The sequence below is a fragment of the Aliarcobacter vitoriensis genome (assembly GCF_048320235.1).
Lineage (GTDB): Bacteria > Campylobacterota > Campylobacteria > Campylobacterales > Arcobacteraceae > Aliarcobacter > Aliarcobacter vitoriensis.
Genome location: NZ_CP182882.1, coordinates 1,989,217 through 2,004,188, shown reverse-complemented (window position 1 = coordinate 2,004,188; position 14,972 = coordinate 1,989,217). Strand labels below are relative to the sequence as shown.

Genomic DNA, 14,972 nt, shown 5'->3' with positions numbered 1-14,972 from the left:
TTTGGTTTTTCCGTTTCATTTTTATTTTTTATATTTGATTAGCTTTACAACTCCTAAAGCAACAACTGCGACCATAATTATACTAGCTCCAGAGCTTATATCATAAAAATATGAAAAGATAAGCCCAACTATTGTAAACATTGTAGCTAAAATTGAACTAATTATCATCATAGTAGATAATTTTGAAGCAAAAGTTTCTGCTAAATATGTTGGAATTGTAAGAAGTGCAATTACAAGTATTAATCCAACAGCCTTTATAGCCGCAACTACACAAAGTGCTGATAAAATCAATATCAAAGTATAAAAAAACTTTACATTTATACCTCTTAAAGTTGCAAATTCACTATCATATGAAACTGCTAAAATCTCTTTATAAAAAAACAAAACAATTGCTATTATAAAAATATCTAATAAACTCATATATACTATATCTTCACTAGAAACTGCAATAATAGAACCAAAAAGATAGCTCATCAAATCTACATTATATCCAGGTGTTAAATCCACAAAGATGATACCTATTGCCATTCCACTTGCCCACATCATACCAATAATTGCATCTATTCTGCTTCTATTTTTCAAAGTTATAATAGCTATGATGATAGCTGTAATTACAGCAAATATAGTTGCTCCAAATAAAACTGGAATTCCTAAAAAAATAGCAAGACCAATACCTCCATAAGCACTATGTGCTATTCCCCCCGTTAAAAATGTTATTTTATTTACTACTACTAAAGTTCCAATAACTCCAGCTGCAATAGATATCAAAACTCCTGAAATAAGTGCATTTTGTATAAAATCATATTGTAAAATTTCCATAAATATTTGCCTTTAATGTATGTGGTTGCAACAAATTTGTGTTTTACCTAAAGCTGAAAGAAGTTCAACTTCACAAAGATGATCATCTGTTAAAGTAACATTTTTTTGTACTTGTTCTAAACTATGAAAAACTAAACTTCTATTTACATGGGCTACATTTTTTGCATAGTTTAATAGTATTGATAAATCGTGACTTACAACAACTATACAAATTGATTTATTTAACTCTTTTAAAAGTTCATATATCTCTTGTTGCCCTTTGACATCAATACTTGCTGTTGGTTCATCCAAAAGCATAATTTTTGGATTTGAACACAAAGCTCTTGCAATAAACACTCTTTGCCGCTGACCTCCACTTAAATCACCTATTTTTTTATTTGAAAAATCTTTCATACCTACTTGCTCTAAAGAAGTTAAGGCACAAGCAATTTCATCTTTTGAATATCCAAAAAATCTTTTTTTACTACTTATATGTCCCATTAAAACAACTTCTAAAGCTGTAATAGGAAAATCAATATTTAAATTTGTATTTTGAGGAACATAGCCTACTTCACTAGTTTTTATATTTTTTTCTATTGTTCCATTTTGAATAGGTAAAAGCCCTAAAATTAGCTTTAAAAGAGTTGATTTTCCACCACCATTTGGTCCTATGATAGCTAGAAAATCATTATTCTTAATTGCTAAGTTTACATTTTCTAAAACATCTGTTTTTTGATATTTAAAAAAAAGTTTATTTATATTTATTAAATTCACTAAAAACCTTTATTTGCAACTTTGTTGCAATAGTATCAAAATGTGGATTAAATTTGCTGAAAGGAGAAAATAGTTTAAAACTTAAGTATGAGTTACAAAGTATGAAAGGAAATGCTATGAAAATAAAATTATTTTCAAATTATTTATTGTTTATCGTATTTTAATCTAAATTTTAATCACAAGAAAAATACTTTATAACCCACACTTAAATTTTTTCATTCCCAAGTTAATAACTTGAGAACGAATAAAATAGAAAATCTATCTATTTTAGAATGTATATCTAGCACTTAACCAGAAGTTTCTACCTGCTGGTTTATTATTATACTCATCATAGTAATTTGTAGTTCTAACTCTATCAGCTAAACCATATTCTAAATAATCTTTATCAAATAAGTTGTTTACTCTACCAATAAGAGTAAAGTCTTTTGTAAATTTATATGAAGCACCTAAATTCCAAATTGAGAAGTTTTTATAATATAAATCTTTATTATTTCCATTAGAATCTTCATAAGTACTTCTATATCTATCGATATCTCCTGATAATTGTAAATATGTATTAAGTTTAGATGTAGCCTCCCAATCTAAAGTAGCATTATACATATGTTTTGGAGAATTAGATAATGGTTTATCATCAGCTTTATTCTCTGAATTTAAATATGTATAGTTTGCTTTAATAGACAAATTATCTAAAATATAATATTTACCAGCAACTTCAATACCTTTTATAGTAGCCTTAGCAACATTTTCTTTTTTACTTAATGAACCATTTGCAGCTCTTAAGGCTTCCCATCTATCTCCAGCTGTTCCTTTAAAATCATTATTTGTTTCTATTTTATCTTTAAAATTATTTTGGAATAAAGTAACATTGAAATTATGTTTATTTTCATGCTCATAATAAGCTGCTAATTCATAACTTACAGATTTTTCAGGTTTTAAATCTGGATTTCCAATCATAGGATTAGCCCCTTGAGATCCAAATCCAGTAATACCATCATAAAGGTCTGTTGCCTTTGGAGCTTTATATCCAGTAGATACTCCTCCTTTAAAAGTCCAACTATCAGTTGCAGCATAACTTAGATAAACTCTTGGACTTATATTATCTCCAAAATCTTCATGTTTATTATATCTTGCACCAACAGTAAGAGTTAATGGATCTATAATATTCCAATTATCTTCTGCATATAGAGCATACTGATAATATTCTTTAGATACATCTGAGTTTCCTTTTTCCATACCAAAAACACCATCTTTAAGTTCAGATTTTTGATATTCAGCTCCTACGACTAAGAAATGATTATTTAAAGGTAATTCATATTTTGCACTATATGTAGTATTTTTTGATTGTAATGGTCTATCAGGTCTTGGTAACATAGCAAGGAAAACTGGATCTTGCATTGCAGCAGCTAATTTTGCTTCTTTTTGTGCATCAGTATCCTTATTTCCATAAAGATAACCTTTATCCTTCATATATTCTCTTTCATCAAGAGTTGGTGGTAAAGTTCTACCATTATTATTTGTATCTACATGATGAATACCAACTATACTTTTACCAACAGCCCAATCTGCTTCCCAATTTAAAGCATATTGTTCTCTTTCAAATCTTAACTCATCTTTATATCCAGCTCTTTGTTGAAGTAAAGCACTATATGTATCATTTGTACCTAATGGATCCCCTATTGTACCATCTCTTTTTATATAAGGTGTATTATCATATTTCTGTTTTGCTACATCATAATCAAATTTAATTGTATGATTCTCATTTGGAGTAAATGCCAATCCAGCACCAAATGTCCAATCTTCATGCTTAACATTTCCTTTTCCAGAACCAAAACTATCATTTCCCTTACTAACATCTGTTCCATTGTAGTACAACTTAGCATATTCAGGATTTGACTTATCTACATCAAAGAAACTCCCTCTCAAACTTAAACCTAATTTATCTTTTACAATTGGTCCCATAATAGAAAAATCTACTCTATCGTCATTTCCATAATCATTTTCTGTTTGGATAGTTTTAGCATAACCTATGGCACCAGTCCATTCATTTGATATTTTTTTAGTTATGATATTTATAACTCCACCCATTGCATCAGAACCATAAAGTGTACTCATAGGTCCTCTTACAACTTCTATTCTCTCCACCATAGAAAGTGGTGGAATACTTGCCCATTGAACACCACCAAAACTATTTGGATATAAATCTCCATTGTTATTTTGTCTTTTTCCATCTACAAGTAAAAGAGTATAGTCAGCACCCATACCTCTGATACTAACTTGTCCATTGTTAGTTTTATCATTTGTTTCACCTATATCTACACCTTCAATATCTTTAACAGCATCTAGTAAGTTTGTATATGGTTTTTTTTGTAAGTCTTCTTGAGTGATTACAGAGATTGATGCGGGAGCATCTGTTATTTTTTGTTCATACCCAGCAGCAGATGTTACAACTTGTACATCATCAAGTACAGTTGTTTCGTTAGCACTTAGTAGGTTGTACCCCCCCCGTAAACTAGTAGAGCTGTTGCTACTGTTTTAGCCATTCGTATTTTCATTTTCTTCCTTTTTTTGTTTTTTTCGACTTAAAATTTCTTAAAATAGTTTTAGGAGAAACTATTTTATTATCTTTGTATTAATGTTGATAGCAACTATTAATAAAAGGTAAATGCAATCTTAATGTTTTAAACTTAAAAAAAGATAAAATCAATAACAATTATTAGAAATTCTTAAAAATTTATTCTCATATGTCACCTTTTAGGTAGTAATAAATCATTCCTAAATATTCATGAAAAGCTAGTTCAACTTTTTTTATATTATTTGCATCAAAAAATGAAGTAGGATAAATCGTGCTATATCCTTTGTGTTGAGTAGGACTTGGGAATACATTTAAACCCTCTTTTTCAAAAAGTAACACAGCTCTTTTCATATGACTTGCACTTGTTACTAAAATAATTTCATCATCTATTACTATTTTTTTTGTTTCTATTGCTTCGTCTTTTGTATCTTTTGGTGTATCAAGAGTGATGATGTCATTTTCATCTACACCCAAAGATATTGCTAATTTTTTTTGCATTTGTGCATGAGAGTTTATATCATCAAAGCTATATCCAGAAACTATTAGTTTTACAGAATATTGATTATTTTTCAAATTATTATAGTGTCTTATGCCATCAACCAATCTATTAATGGCAGTCTCTTTTACTTGAGAAGATATAGGCAAATTTTCATCACTTTTATGTGCATTTCCTAAAACTAAGATATAGTTTACTTTTGGTGTATCTATCAAAGCTGGATAATAATTTTCAAGTGGAGAAAGAAGAGCATTTGATACTATTTGATTTGATATTAAAACAAACCAAACAAAAGAAAAAACTAAAAATAATTTAGCTTTTTTATATGAATTCTTTAGTAAAAAGAATAGAGATAAAATTAATAAAAACAACCCTATTGGGATAGGTAGAAAAAAAGCAGAGATGATTTTTTTGATTACAAACATAGACAAACCTTACAAATTTGATATAGATTTAAAACTATCTTTATAACACAAATTAGCAAAATTTTTGGCAAAAACACCCAAAATTTAAGATAAAAAAAGCCTTTAAATGCTAAAACTCTATAAAAATTTTTAAATTGAGAGAAAATGAACAAAGTATATTTAACAGGAGCAGGTCCAGGAGATATTGAACTATTAACTTTAAAAGCCTGTAAAGTTATAAAACAAGCAGATATAATAATCTATGATAAATTAGCAAATCCTGATATTTTAGATATGGCAAAAGATGGATGTGAGTTTATATTTGTAGGAAAAGAGTCTGGAAAACATATAATTCCACAAGATGAAATAAATGAGATAATATACCAAAATAGTTTAAAATATGATGTTGTTGTAAGGCTAAAAGGTGGAGATCCTTTCGTATTTGGACGAGGAGGAGAAGAAGCACTATATTTAAAACAAAGAGGTGTTAAATTTGAAATAATTCCTGGAGTTACTTCAAGTATTAGTGTTCCAGCTTATGCTGGAATTCCTGTAACACATAGAGGAATAACTTGTTCTTTTAGAGTTGTAACGGGGCATGAAACTCCAGATAAAGATGTTTGTCAAATAGATTGGGAAAGTTTTAAAACAAATGAAACAATAATTTTTTTGATGGGACTTCACAATATTGAGTTAATAAAAAACAGACTATTAGAAATTGGAAAACCATCAGATACACCTTGTGCTATTATCTCAAAAGGAACAACAAAAAATCAAAAAGTTGTAACTGGAACTTTAAAAGATATCGTACAAAAATCAAAAGATATGCCAACTCCTGCTATTATAGTGGTTGGTGAAGTTGTAAAGCTAAGAGAAGAGTTAGACTGGTTTAGTTAAATCTTATCTTTTATCCCAAGAGTTTATATAATCTTTTACTTTTTTATCAAAAAGTTGCATTCTTTCTTTTCCTTTGGGAATGATAGTTCGTAAAGATTTTAACTCTTTTAAAAAATCTTCTACATCTTCTGGTATTACTTTTAAAAGATATTGCTTAAAATTTTTAGCAAATGCAGGAGAACTTCCACTTGTTGAGATAGCAACTGTTAAATCACCTTTTTTTATATAAGAAGGAAAGATAAAATCACAATATTGTTGTAAATCTACACAGTTACATAAAATATTGAAATTTCTTGTTTCAAAATAAATACTTTCTTGTAAATTAAAATCATCAACTGCAACAATAACAATATCAAAATCTTTTATATCACCTTTTTCATAAGCTCTTTTAAAAAATTTTAAGTTATTTTCATCAATCAAACTTTTTGTTTGAAATAGATAATCTTTTGCTATTAAAGTAATATTTGAAGAAAAATTTAGAAGATGAGTTAGTTTTTCTAAAGCTATATTTCCACCACCAACAATTAAAACTCTCTTATCATCAAACTTTAAAAAAGCTGGAAAATATGCCATAAATAAGCCTTTTATTTTATAATATCTTTAATAGTTTCTATAAATTCATCACTATCATTTACACATCTACAAACTTTATAATCTTTTATTCCTAAATTTTGTGCAATATGTCTATATTCAATATCTAGTTCAAAATCTGTTTCAGAGTTATCAACGATAAAAGACAATGGATATATGATGACATTTTCATCTTTGAAATTTTTTAACATTTCTTCAAGTGATGGTTCAAGCCATTTTAAAGGTCCAACTTTTGATTGGTACGCTAGATTTATTGATTTAAAAACTTTACCTTTTTCTTCTAGCTTTTGCTTTAAAAGTTCTATTTGTTCAATCATTTGTCTTTGATATGGATCGCCATTGTCCACTATTTTTTGTGGTAGTCCGTGAGCTGAAAATATTATATTGTAATTTGTTTCATCATCAATATTTCTTAAAATTTCATTTACAATACAGTTGTTAAAACTATCATTTTTATAAAAATCATATATTACTTTTATTTTAAAACTATTTTTTTCATATTTTAAAAAATCTTCTAAAGAAGATTTTGTAGTAGTTGTAGAGTATTGTGGATACAAAGGAAGCAAAATAATCTCTTCTATACCATCTTTTTTCATTTGTTGTATTACTTCATTTGCAAAAGGTGGCGTATATCTCATAATTTGGTAAGTTTTGAAATCTTCTATTTTTTTGTTACATTTTTCAACCAGTTTTTCTGTAAGAGGATTGATAGGAGAGCTATTACCTATTTTTTCATAATTTTCCCAAGCACTATCCAATCTTTTATTTACAATAACAGAAGCTACTATTTTTCTAATCAAACTATTTTTTATTGTTAAAATATTTTCATCATTAAACATATTTGTTAAAAACATTTTTAATTCATTTTTGTTTCTAGCTCCACCCATATTTAGTAGAACTATTGCTCTATTTGTTTGCATCTTCTAACCTTATTATTTTATTACTACACCATTTTGCCATATCTATATCGTGAGTTACCAACAAAATAGCACTATCTTTCAAAAGTGTAATTAAAAGTTTCATCACATCATAAGCTATTATATTATCAAGTGCGGATGTTGGTTCATCTATCAAAAGTAAATCTGGCTTTTGTAAAATTGCCCTTAAAATAGAACATCTTTGAAGCTGTCCGCCACTTAACTCATAACTTTTTTTATGTAAAAGTTCCAAATTTAGACTTAATTTTTCCAAAATAGTATCTATCTCTTCTTTAAAATCTCTTTTTACAACATCACATATCTGTTCATAAATCGTATATGTTGGATGAAAAGAGTTAAATGGATCTTGAAAAATCATCGATGTTTTTGATTTGGATATTGTTCCTTTTTGTGCTTTTAAATTACCTAATATAAGTTCAAAAAGTGTTGTTTTTCCACTTCCACTTTTTCCAAAAATAGTTACAAGTTCTCCCTTTTGTAAACTCAAATTAAAATCTCTATAAATTGGACTATCTTTTTTGTAATAAAAAGATAGATTTTTTATCTCTAAAACTACATTTTCCAAATAAATATTCCTTTGTTTTTAATCTACACAATCATTATACAATAATAAGCAAAACTTCTAATTGTAATAGCTAAAAAAACCATAGTTATTAAGCAAAAAAACAAGAAAAGATTGATAAAATTCTTGTCCAAATTTAAAGGAGTTTAAAATGAAAAAAATAGTTCTTGCAACTGTAGCAATGGCTGCTTTCGCTTTTGCTGATGCACCTGCTGCTTATGCAACATGTAAAGCCTGTCACGGGGTAAAAGGTGAGATAAATATTACTACTCAAAGTAAATCTCATGTTCCTGCTAATCAAACTAAAGCTGAAATTGAAAAAGCTTTACATGGTTATAAAGATGGTTCTTATGGTGGTCCTATGAAAGCTTTAATGAAAGGTCAAGTTGCTAAATTGTCTGATGCTGATATCAAAGCTTTAGCTGACTATATGGGTAAATAATTTAGATTATTTTTCTATTCTTGAGGAAGATTTTTATCTTCCTCTTTTTTTTGTTCTTTTTTAGCTTCTTTTACAGAATTTTCTTTTTTTATTGCATCATTTAAATCTTCTACACTATCAAAAAGCAATCCATTTGTCATTTTTGAAGAATCATCAAATTGTCCTGATTTTGCTCCCCAAATAAACAACATCAACATTCCTGCAGATATTATTAAACCTACAATTAACATAAAAAATAGTGTATCATCAATCATAATTTATTTTAATCCTTTTTTTATTCTTAGTGAGTTTAAGATTACAATAAGTGAACTTAAACTCATAGAAAGTGCTGCAAACAGTGGTATTACATATCCTAACATAGCTAATGGTATTGTAACAGCATTGTAAACAAGTGAAAAAATCAAGTTTTGTTTTATATGCTTATATGTTTTTTTAGATATTACAAAAGCATCTTTTAAAGCTTTTAATTTTGAATTAAGTAAAACTATATCTGAAACACTCAAAGACACATCAGCAGAATTTCCCATAGCAATCGAAACATCGCTACTTGCGAGTGCAACACTATCATTTACACCATCTCCAACCATAACAACAATTTTTCCAGAGTTTTTTAACTCTTTTATATAATTTGCTTTTGATGTTGGAGTTTGAGAAGAATAAAATTTCTCTATTTTTAGATTATTTGCAACTTTGGAAGCTACATATTTATTATCCCCTGTTAGCATAATAACTTCAACTTGCTCTTTTTTTAAATAATCTATCAACTCTTTTCCATCATCTTTTATATCATCTTCAAGTTCAAAAATAGCAACAACTTTTTTATTTATCGCAAAAATGTATAAACTATTATTTGTAGTAAATTCAAACTCTATTCCAAAATCTTTTAGAAGTTCGATATTTCCACCTAAAATTTCTAAATCTTCAAAAGAAGCACTCAATCCTTTTGCTTCAATATTTTTTATATTTTCTAAAAATAATTTTTGATAAGTAATATTTTCTTGTAAATATTTTTTGATACTTTGACTAATAGGATGATTTGAACTATCTACCAAAGAGAATAGTAAACTTAAATTTTTTTCATTTTTATCAAAATATGTTGCATTTATAATGCTTAATTCACCTTTAGTTAAAGTTCCAGTTTTATCAAAAACAACAGTTGTGGCATTTGCAATAGTTTCTATAAATTTTGCTTCTTTAAAAAGCAGTGATTTTTTAGCCAATTGTGAAATTCCAACTAAACTAGCCATAGGAGTTGCAAGTGCCAATGCACAAGGGCAAGCGATGATTAGTACAGATACGGCCACCATAAAAGACCGCTCAAACTGATTTATACCTTCAAAATAAAATCCTAAATCAAGCCCCAGAAAATACCAAACTAAAAATGTAATAAATGCTATCGTTAGCATTGTGGCACTAAATTTTCTTGAGATTTTATTTGCTAGAGATTGGATTTTTGGTTTTGAATTTAGTGAGTCTTCAAGTAAAGTAACGATAGATGAAAAAGTTGAATTTTTAAAATCTTTTGTAACTTCAAAATGTACTAACGAATCTAAATTTATAGTTCCACTATATACAGTATCACCCTCTTTTTTATATACAGGCAAACTCTCTCCTGTTAAACTAGATTCATCAAAACTTGCACTTCCAAAAGTTATTTTTCCATCAACTGCAACTTTTTCGCCAGTTTTTATTTCTATGATATCTCCAACTTTTACACTATTTAAAGCAAGAACTTTTTTTTCACCATTTTTTATAACTGTTGCTTCCAATGGAATAGTTGATTTAATCTTATCCAAAGTATCAACAGCTGATTTTTTACCTATTACCTCCAAATATTTTCCAACTAAAACAAAGGTTATTATCATAGCTACAGAGTCAAAATAGCTTTCACCTTTTGTAAGATGAAATAAAACTGCCATAGAATACATATAACTTAAAGTTGCTCCAGTTGAAACGGCCAAATCCATAGATACAATTTTATTTTTTAAACCAGAATAAGCACCTTTGAAAAATACCCAACCACTGAAAAACAAAACTGGAGTTGTAAGTATAAATTCTGCAAAATGTATCATCTGTTTTACTTCATTACTCATTCCAGTAAAAAATCCTGTATATTTTGCAACACTTAACATCATAATATTCATAGTACAAACAACTGCAACCATCATTCTTATAAAATAATCTTGTTTTGCCTTATTTGCTTCAATATCAGCTATACTTGAATCATAAGCATAAGCGTTATATCCAATAGAACGAATTTTTAAAATAATTTGTGATAATTTAATAACTTCAGGGTTAAAAACAATTTTAGCTTTATTTGTGGTAAAATTTATATTTGCTTCAAAAATACCTTTGGTATCATATAAAACCTTTTCATTTAACCAAACACAAGCTGCACAATGAATTCCCTCTAAGATTAAATCAATTTGTAAAAAACCATCTTTTGTAAAAGTCGTGTAGTTATCTAAAAAATTTTGTGAATCAAATTTATCTAAATCATTGTTTGAAATTTCTAAAGGTGGAGCTATTTTTTTATTTCCAAGTTTCTCATAAAATGATTCTAAACCATCACTTTTTAGAATATGATGAACATTTTGGCAGCCATTACAACAAAATCTTAAATCATTCTCTTTTATCATTATTTCATCATCAAATGATAAATGACAATGATTACACTCAACTTTTGGCAAAAAAACACTCCATTTATATTAATATTAAACTTCTTATTAAAATTTTTGTGTATTATATCTTAATAATTTTCAAAGAGTGGTTTAATGAATAACGATATATCAAATCTTAAAAATATTACAGTTTTATATGTAGAAGATGAAAAGGATTTAAGAGAGATAACTTCTTCAATTTTACAATCTTTCACAAAAAATCAGTTTATTGCATCAAATGGTCAAGAAGGTTACAATCTTTTTTTAGAAAATGAATTAGAAATAGATTTAATTATTACTGATATAAATATGCCAATTTTAAATGGCTTAGATATGATAAAAAAGATAAAAGATATAAATAAAAAAGTTCCAATCATTGTAACAACTGCCTTTTCAAATAAAGAATACTTACTTGATGCTATTGATATTGGTGTAGATAAATATGTTTTAAAACCAGTCGATATTTCAAAACTACTACATGCAATGGCACAATCTCTAAATTATCATGAACTAAAAGATTTATATACAGATGCATTAACAAATCTTTCAAATAAAAACAGATTAAGAAAAGATCTAAAAAAATTAAATTATGAAATTATGGCTATGATAGATATTGATGATTTCATAGCAACAAATGATCTATTTGGAGAAGAAATAGGTGATAAAATATTAAAAGAATTCGCACATAAAATGAGAACATTTTTTGATGTTGATGAATATTTGTTATATAGAATTGAATCAGATAAATTTGCAGTTGTTCCCAAAAATCAGATTGTAATTGAAAAGTTTTTTACTATTTGTAAAGAATTCCTAGAAAAAATAGAGGGTGAAACATTCTTAATTGATGAAAATGAAATTGATGTAAATATTACTATTGGAATTGCACAAGGAGAAGGTCCACAAGCATATAAATATACAAAAAGAATTATAAGTTATGCTAGAAAAAAATGTCAAAAGATTATGCTTTATGATGATTCATACAATATTCATAAATCTTTCGAAGAAAATATTAAATGGATAAAACAGTTAAAACAAGGCTTTAAAGATAATCTTTTAAAAGCATATTTCCAACCAATAGTAGATACAAAAACAAAAGAGATCATAAAATATGAAGCACTGATAAGATATATTTCACCTGAAGGTGTTGAGTTTGGTCCATATAGCTTCTTACATATTGCTAAAAAAACAAAAATGTACTCAAATATTATAAAAGTTGTTTTGGATGACTCTTTAAAATTAATAAAAGAAAAGCATAAAAGAGTATCTGTAAATATCTCTTATGAAGATATTTTAAATGAAAAAACTACAAAATATATTTATGATTTCTTAGAAAGAAATAAACAATATTCATCTAGTTTAGAGTTTGAAATACTAGAATCAGAAGAAATTTTAGATTTTAATCTTGTTGATACATTTATTGAAAAAGTATCTTTATATGGTTGCATTGTGGGTATAGATGATTTTGGAGCAGGATATTCAAATTTTCATCTTCTATCAACTTTAGCTATAAACTTTATAAAAATTGATGGTTCTTTAATAAAAAATGTTCACGAATCAAAAGATTTAGAAATTATTGTAAAAACTATATCCAATATTGCAAAAGAGTTTAACATTAAAACTGTTGCAGAGTTTGTTGCAAATGAAGAAATTTACAATAAAGTAAAGGAACTAAATATAGATTTATCACAAGGTTATTACTTTGATAAACCTCTAAGTTATGAACAAATTGACTAATTAATTTAGCCAGTTTGATACTATTTCATCTTTATTAAAAAGCTTTGATTTAGTTCTTGCAATACTTGCTATAGATAAAATTTCTTGTGTGGCTTTATGAATATTTTCGTTCACTATCAAGTAATCATAGTCTGTAAAAGATTCTATTTCAACTTTAGCATTTCTTAATCTTTTTTCAATCATCTCTAAAGAGTCTGTATCTCTACTAACCAATCTTTGTTCCAATATTTTTAAAGTTGGTGTTGTAATAAAAACAGAAGTTATTAAAGAATTTAACTTTTCTCTTAATATCTTATGTCCTTGAACATCTATATCAAAAATTACTAACTTTCCTTCATTTAAAGCCTGTACTATTGGTTGTAATTTCGTTCCATAATAGTTGTCATGAACATTTGCCCATTCTAAAAAATTTCCATTTTCTATGTCTTTTTCAAATTCTTCTTTAGTTACAAAAAAATAATCAACTCCATTTTCTTCAACATCTTCTCTTTTTTCCCTTGTTGTTGTTGAAATAGAAAAAAAATAGTTAGGAATATTTTTATAAATTTCTCTTAAAAGAGTTGATTTTCCACAACCACTAGGACCTGAAATAATTAAAATTGCACCTTTAATCTCTTTTATCATTGTTCATCCTTTAAAGATATTTTTATATCAATAGTTTCACCACGACTCAATTTATCAACTAAATCTTGATTTAATTTTGTTAAAAGTGGTTTTAAATCATCAATTTTAAATTTACTTAATATAAGATGGTACTGTTCTTCTTCATTTAGTTCAAATTCGTAATCTTTTACTTCATCTAAAGCTTCATCTATTATTTGTGAAATATCTTTCCAATCTTCTTCTTTGATAGTAGTTGAAGTATCTTCTAAAATAGTATTTATCTTATTTAATTCAGTATTGTCTAAAACTCCACCTTTTTGTAAAGCACTTAAACTCACTATACTTTCGTCTTCCTCAATATAATCTTCTTCTAATTCAAATTCTATATTATCGTCAAGTTCATCATTTATAAAATCTACTAAAGGAGTTACAATATCTTCTTCATTTTCAGTAACAAAATGAGACAATCCTATATTATCTTTCTGGTCTTGTTTTATAATCTCAATTTGTTCTTTCAATAAACTTTCAAGTTTTGTTGGAAGGAAAGGTCTTGGGATTAAAAAATCTCTTGGCTTATCAAAAGGCAATTCTTCAGCACTTATAGCTCCAATTTTTTGTGCAAATCTTTTAATTTTTATAAATTTACTATCTAAAAAAGGCTGGTCAATTATTATCAAATCGTATTTCGCTGAAACACTATTTGTATTTTGAATAGTAAGCTCAATCTTCAATCTTTTACATACTAGTGAAAAAATATGCTCAATTATAGCTGTGTTGCAAATTAAAAGTAATTTCACTTTATAATCTCCCTTAAACTAAAATCTTCCAACTTATATACTTTATCACATTTAAAAGCTAAATCATGTTCGTGTGTTACCAATATAAGTCCTGCGTCATAATTCTTTATATAATCAAATAATGAATCCATCACTATATTTGCTGTATCTTTGTCTAAATTACCTGTTGGTTCATCTGCAAAAATAATTTTTGGTTTTTTCATCAATATTCTAGCAATAGATAATCTTTGCTGTTGCCCACCACTTAACTCTCCAACACCTTGATTTATAATATGTTCTATATTTAATGCTTTCAATAAATCATTATCTAAATTATTTTTACTTAAAAGTGTAGCAATTTGCAAGTTTTCAAAAGCACTGAATCCACGAAACAAATAGTGTGCTTGAAAAATGATACCAAAATCATCTCTTCTAATTTTTAGTAAATCATTTTGTTTTAGTTGGTAGATATCTTTACTTTGAAAAACAACATTTCCAATTGTTGGCTTTAAAAGGGAAGATAATACATTTAACAAAGTAGATTTTCCACTTCCACTTGTACCTATAATAGCGATTGATTCTTTTTTATGTAAGCTTATATTTATATTTTTAAAAAGTTCATAATCAAAGTTATGAGATATATTTTTTGCTTCAAGTAGAGTCGATGCAAGGAGTGTATCCTTTTTGAAATTTTCACTCATTGCATACCCTTTTTATATTTTCAT

15 protein-coding genes are annotated in these 14,972 nt (G+C 27.0%); 3 read left to right on the top strand and 12 right to left on the bottom strand.

All coding sequences use genetic code 11. The features are described from left to right. Positions 1–21: 21 nt before the first annotated feature. The 4 genes from ACNSOS_RS09975 to ACNSOS_RS09960 form a co-directional block, all read right to left on the bottom strand. On the bottom strand, positions 22–819 hold the full coding sequence (locus ACNSOS_RS09975; protein ID WP_113908525.1) for a metal ABC transporter permease: 798 nt from the start codon (positions 817–819) through the stop codon (positions 22–24). 12 nt (positions 820–831) lie between these two features. Continuing rightward, positions 832–1,572, bottom strand: a complete 741-nt coding sequence (locus tag ACNSOS_RS09970; RefSeq protein ID WP_418185166.1) for a metal ABC transporter ATP-binding protein — start codon at positions 1,570–1,572, stop codon at positions 832–834. A gap of 267 nt (positions 1,573–1,839) precedes the next feature. After that, complete coding sequence (locus ACNSOS_RS09965) at positions 1,840–3,957, bottom strand: TonB-dependent receptor domain-containing protein (RefSeq protein WP_418186315.1); 2,118 nt, start codon at positions 3,955–3,957, stop codon at positions 1,840–1,842. A 352-nt stretch (positions 3,958–4,309) separates the two neighbouring features. After that, positions 4,310–5,065, bottom strand: coding sequence for a YdcF family protein (locus ACNSOS_RS09960; RefSeq protein ID WP_418185165.1), 756 nt, complete (start codon positions 5,063–5,065; stop codon positions 4,310–4,312). Positions 5,066–5,209: 144 nt separating this feature from the next. Here ACNSOS_RS09960 and cobA point away from each other — a divergent pair, with 144 nt between their 5' ends. Continuing rightward, positions 5,210–5,941, top strand: coding sequence for a uroporphyrinogen-III C-methyltransferase (cobA, locus tag ACNSOS_RS09955; RefSeq protein ID WP_418185164.1), 732 nt, complete (start codon positions 5,210–5,212; stop codon positions 5,939–5,941). Between the two features lie 3 nt (positions 5,942–5,944). On the opposite strand, the gene ACNSOS_RS09950 is transcribed toward cobA, so the two are convergent. From ACNSOS_RS09950 to ACNSOS_RS09940, 3 genes are read right to left on the bottom strand one after another with little or no spacing between them, the layout of a single operon-like run. After that, positions 5,945–6,514 (bottom strand): precorrin-2 dehydrogenase/sirohydrochlorin ferrochelatase family protein, encoded by a 570-nt coding sequence (locus ACNSOS_RS09950; RefSeq protein WP_418185163.1) that lies wholly within the window; start codon positions 6,512–6,514, stop codon positions 5,945–5,947. Positions 6,515–6,525: 11 nt separating this feature from the next. Next, the gene (gene hemH, locus ACNSOS_RS09945; RefSeq protein WP_418185162.1) at positions 6,526–7,452 is read right to left on the bottom strand and encodes a ferrochelatase; all 927 of its coding nucleotides are present in this window, start codon (positions 7,450–7,452) and stop codon (positions 6,526–6,528) included. After that, positions 7,439–8,035 (bottom strand): ATP-binding cassette domain-containing protein, encoded by a 597-nt coding sequence (locus ACNSOS_RS09940; RefSeq protein WP_418185161.1) that lies wholly within the window; start codon positions 8,033–8,035, stop codon positions 7,439–7,441. Before ACNSOS_RS09940 ends, hemH begins: the two co-directional genes overlap by 14 nt. A gap of 148 nt (positions 8,036–8,183) precedes the next feature. On the opposite strand from ACNSOS_RS09940, the gene ACNSOS_RS09935 reads away from it, so the two are divergent. After that, complete coding sequence (locus ACNSOS_RS09935; protein WP_418185160.1) at positions 8,184–8,474, top strand: c-type cytochrome; 291 nt, start codon at positions 8,184–8,186, stop codon at positions 8,472–8,474. Between the two features lie 14 nt (positions 8,475–8,488). Here the strand turns inward: ACNSOS_RS09935 and ccoS are convergent, their stop codons facing one another. Both ccoS and ACNSOS_RS09925 read right to left on the bottom strand, forming a co-directional pair. Then, entirely contained in the window at positions 8,489–8,728 is a 240-nt protein-coding gene (gene ccoS, locus ACNSOS_RS09930; protein ID WP_113895041.1) for a cbb3-type cytochrome oxidase assembly protein CcoS, read from the bottom strand. Between the two features lie 3 nt (positions 8,729–8,731). Beyond that, the gene (locus ACNSOS_RS09925) at positions 8,732–11,164 is read right to left on the bottom strand and encodes a heavy metal translocating P-type ATPase (protein WP_418185159.1); all 2,433 of its coding nucleotides are present in this window, start codon (positions 11,162–11,164) and stop codon (positions 8,732–8,734) included. Positions 11,165–11,248: 84 nt separating this feature from the next. On the opposite strand from ACNSOS_RS09925, the gene ACNSOS_RS09920 reads away from it, so the two are divergent. Continuing rightward, positions 11,249–12,868 (top strand): EAL domain-containing protein, encoded by a 1,620-nt coding sequence (locus ACNSOS_RS09920; RefSeq protein ID WP_418185158.1) that lies wholly within the window; start codon positions 11,249–11,251, stop codon positions 12,866–12,868. On the opposite strand, the gene gmk is transcribed toward ACNSOS_RS09920, so the two are convergent. Genes gmk through ACNSOS_RS09905 form a run of 3 tightly spaced genes read right to left on the bottom strand, consistent with a single transcriptional unit; the run spans position 12,869 to position 14,948 of the window. After that, positions 12,869–13,492: a guanylate kinase gene (gmk, locus tag ACNSOS_RS09915; RefSeq protein WP_418185157.1), complete on the bottom strand. Its 624-nt coding sequence runs from the start codon at positions 13,490–13,492 to the stop codon at positions 12,869–12,871. Continuing rightward, the gene (locus tag ACNSOS_RS09910; RefSeq protein ID WP_418185156.1) at positions 13,489–14,268 is read right to left on the bottom strand and encodes a hypothetical protein; all 780 of its coding nucleotides are present in this window, start codon (positions 14,266–14,268) and stop codon (positions 13,489–13,491) included. Before ACNSOS_RS09910 ends, gmk begins: the two co-directional genes overlap by 4 nt. Next, positions 14,265–14,948, bottom strand: coding sequence for an ABC transporter ATP-binding protein (locus tag ACNSOS_RS09905; protein ID WP_418185155.1), 684 nt, complete (start codon positions 14,946–14,948; stop codon positions 14,265–14,267). The genes ACNSOS_RS09910 and ACNSOS_RS09905 overlap by 4 nt, the downstream gene beginning before the upstream one ends. Between the last annotated feature and the right edge of the window lie 24 nt (positions 14,949–14,972).

What these genes read in the sequence shown, in the direction of transcription:
- ACNSOS_RS09960 (WP_418185165.1), bottom strand. Translation starts at nt 5,065, where the DNA reads ATGTTTGTAATCAAAAAAATCATCTCTGCTTTTTTTCTACCTATCCCA.
- ACNSOS_RS09935 (WP_418185160.1), top strand. Translation starts at nt 8,184, where the DNA reads ATGAAAAAAATAGTTCTTGCAACTGTAGCAATGGCTGCTTTCGCTTTT.
- ACNSOS_RS09920 (WP_418185158.1), top strand. Translation starts at nt 11,249, where the DNA reads ATGAATAACGATATATCAAATCTTAAAAATATTACAGTTTTATATGTA.
- ACNSOS_RS09975 (WP_113908525.1), bottom strand. Translation starts at nt 819, where the DNA reads ATGGAAATTTTACAATATGATTTTATACAAAATGCACTTATTTCAGGA.
- cobA (WP_418185164.1), top strand. Translation starts at nt 5,210, where the DNA reads ATGAACAAAGTATATTTAACAGGAGCAGGTCCAGGAGATATTGAACTA.
- ACNSOS_RS09950 (WP_418185163.1), bottom strand. Translation starts at nt 6,514, where the DNA reads ATGGCATATTTTCCAGCTTTTTTAAAGTTTGATGATAAGAGAGTTTTA.
- ACNSOS_RS09905 (WP_418185155.1), bottom strand. Translation starts at nt 14,948, where the DNA reads ATGAGTGAAAATTTCAAAAAGGATACACTCCTTGCATCGACTCTACTT.
- hemH (WP_418185162.1), bottom strand. Translation starts at nt 7,452, where the DNA reads ATGCAAACAAATAGAGCAATAGTTCTACTAAATATGGGTGGAGCTAGA.
- gmk (WP_418185157.1), bottom strand. Translation starts at nt 13,492, where the DNA reads ATGATAAAAGAGATTAAAGGTGCAATTTTAATTATTTCAGGTCCTAGT.
- ccoS (WP_113895041.1), bottom strand. Translation starts at nt 8,728, where the DNA reads ATGATTGATGATACACTATTTTTTATGTTAATTGTAGGTTTAATAATA.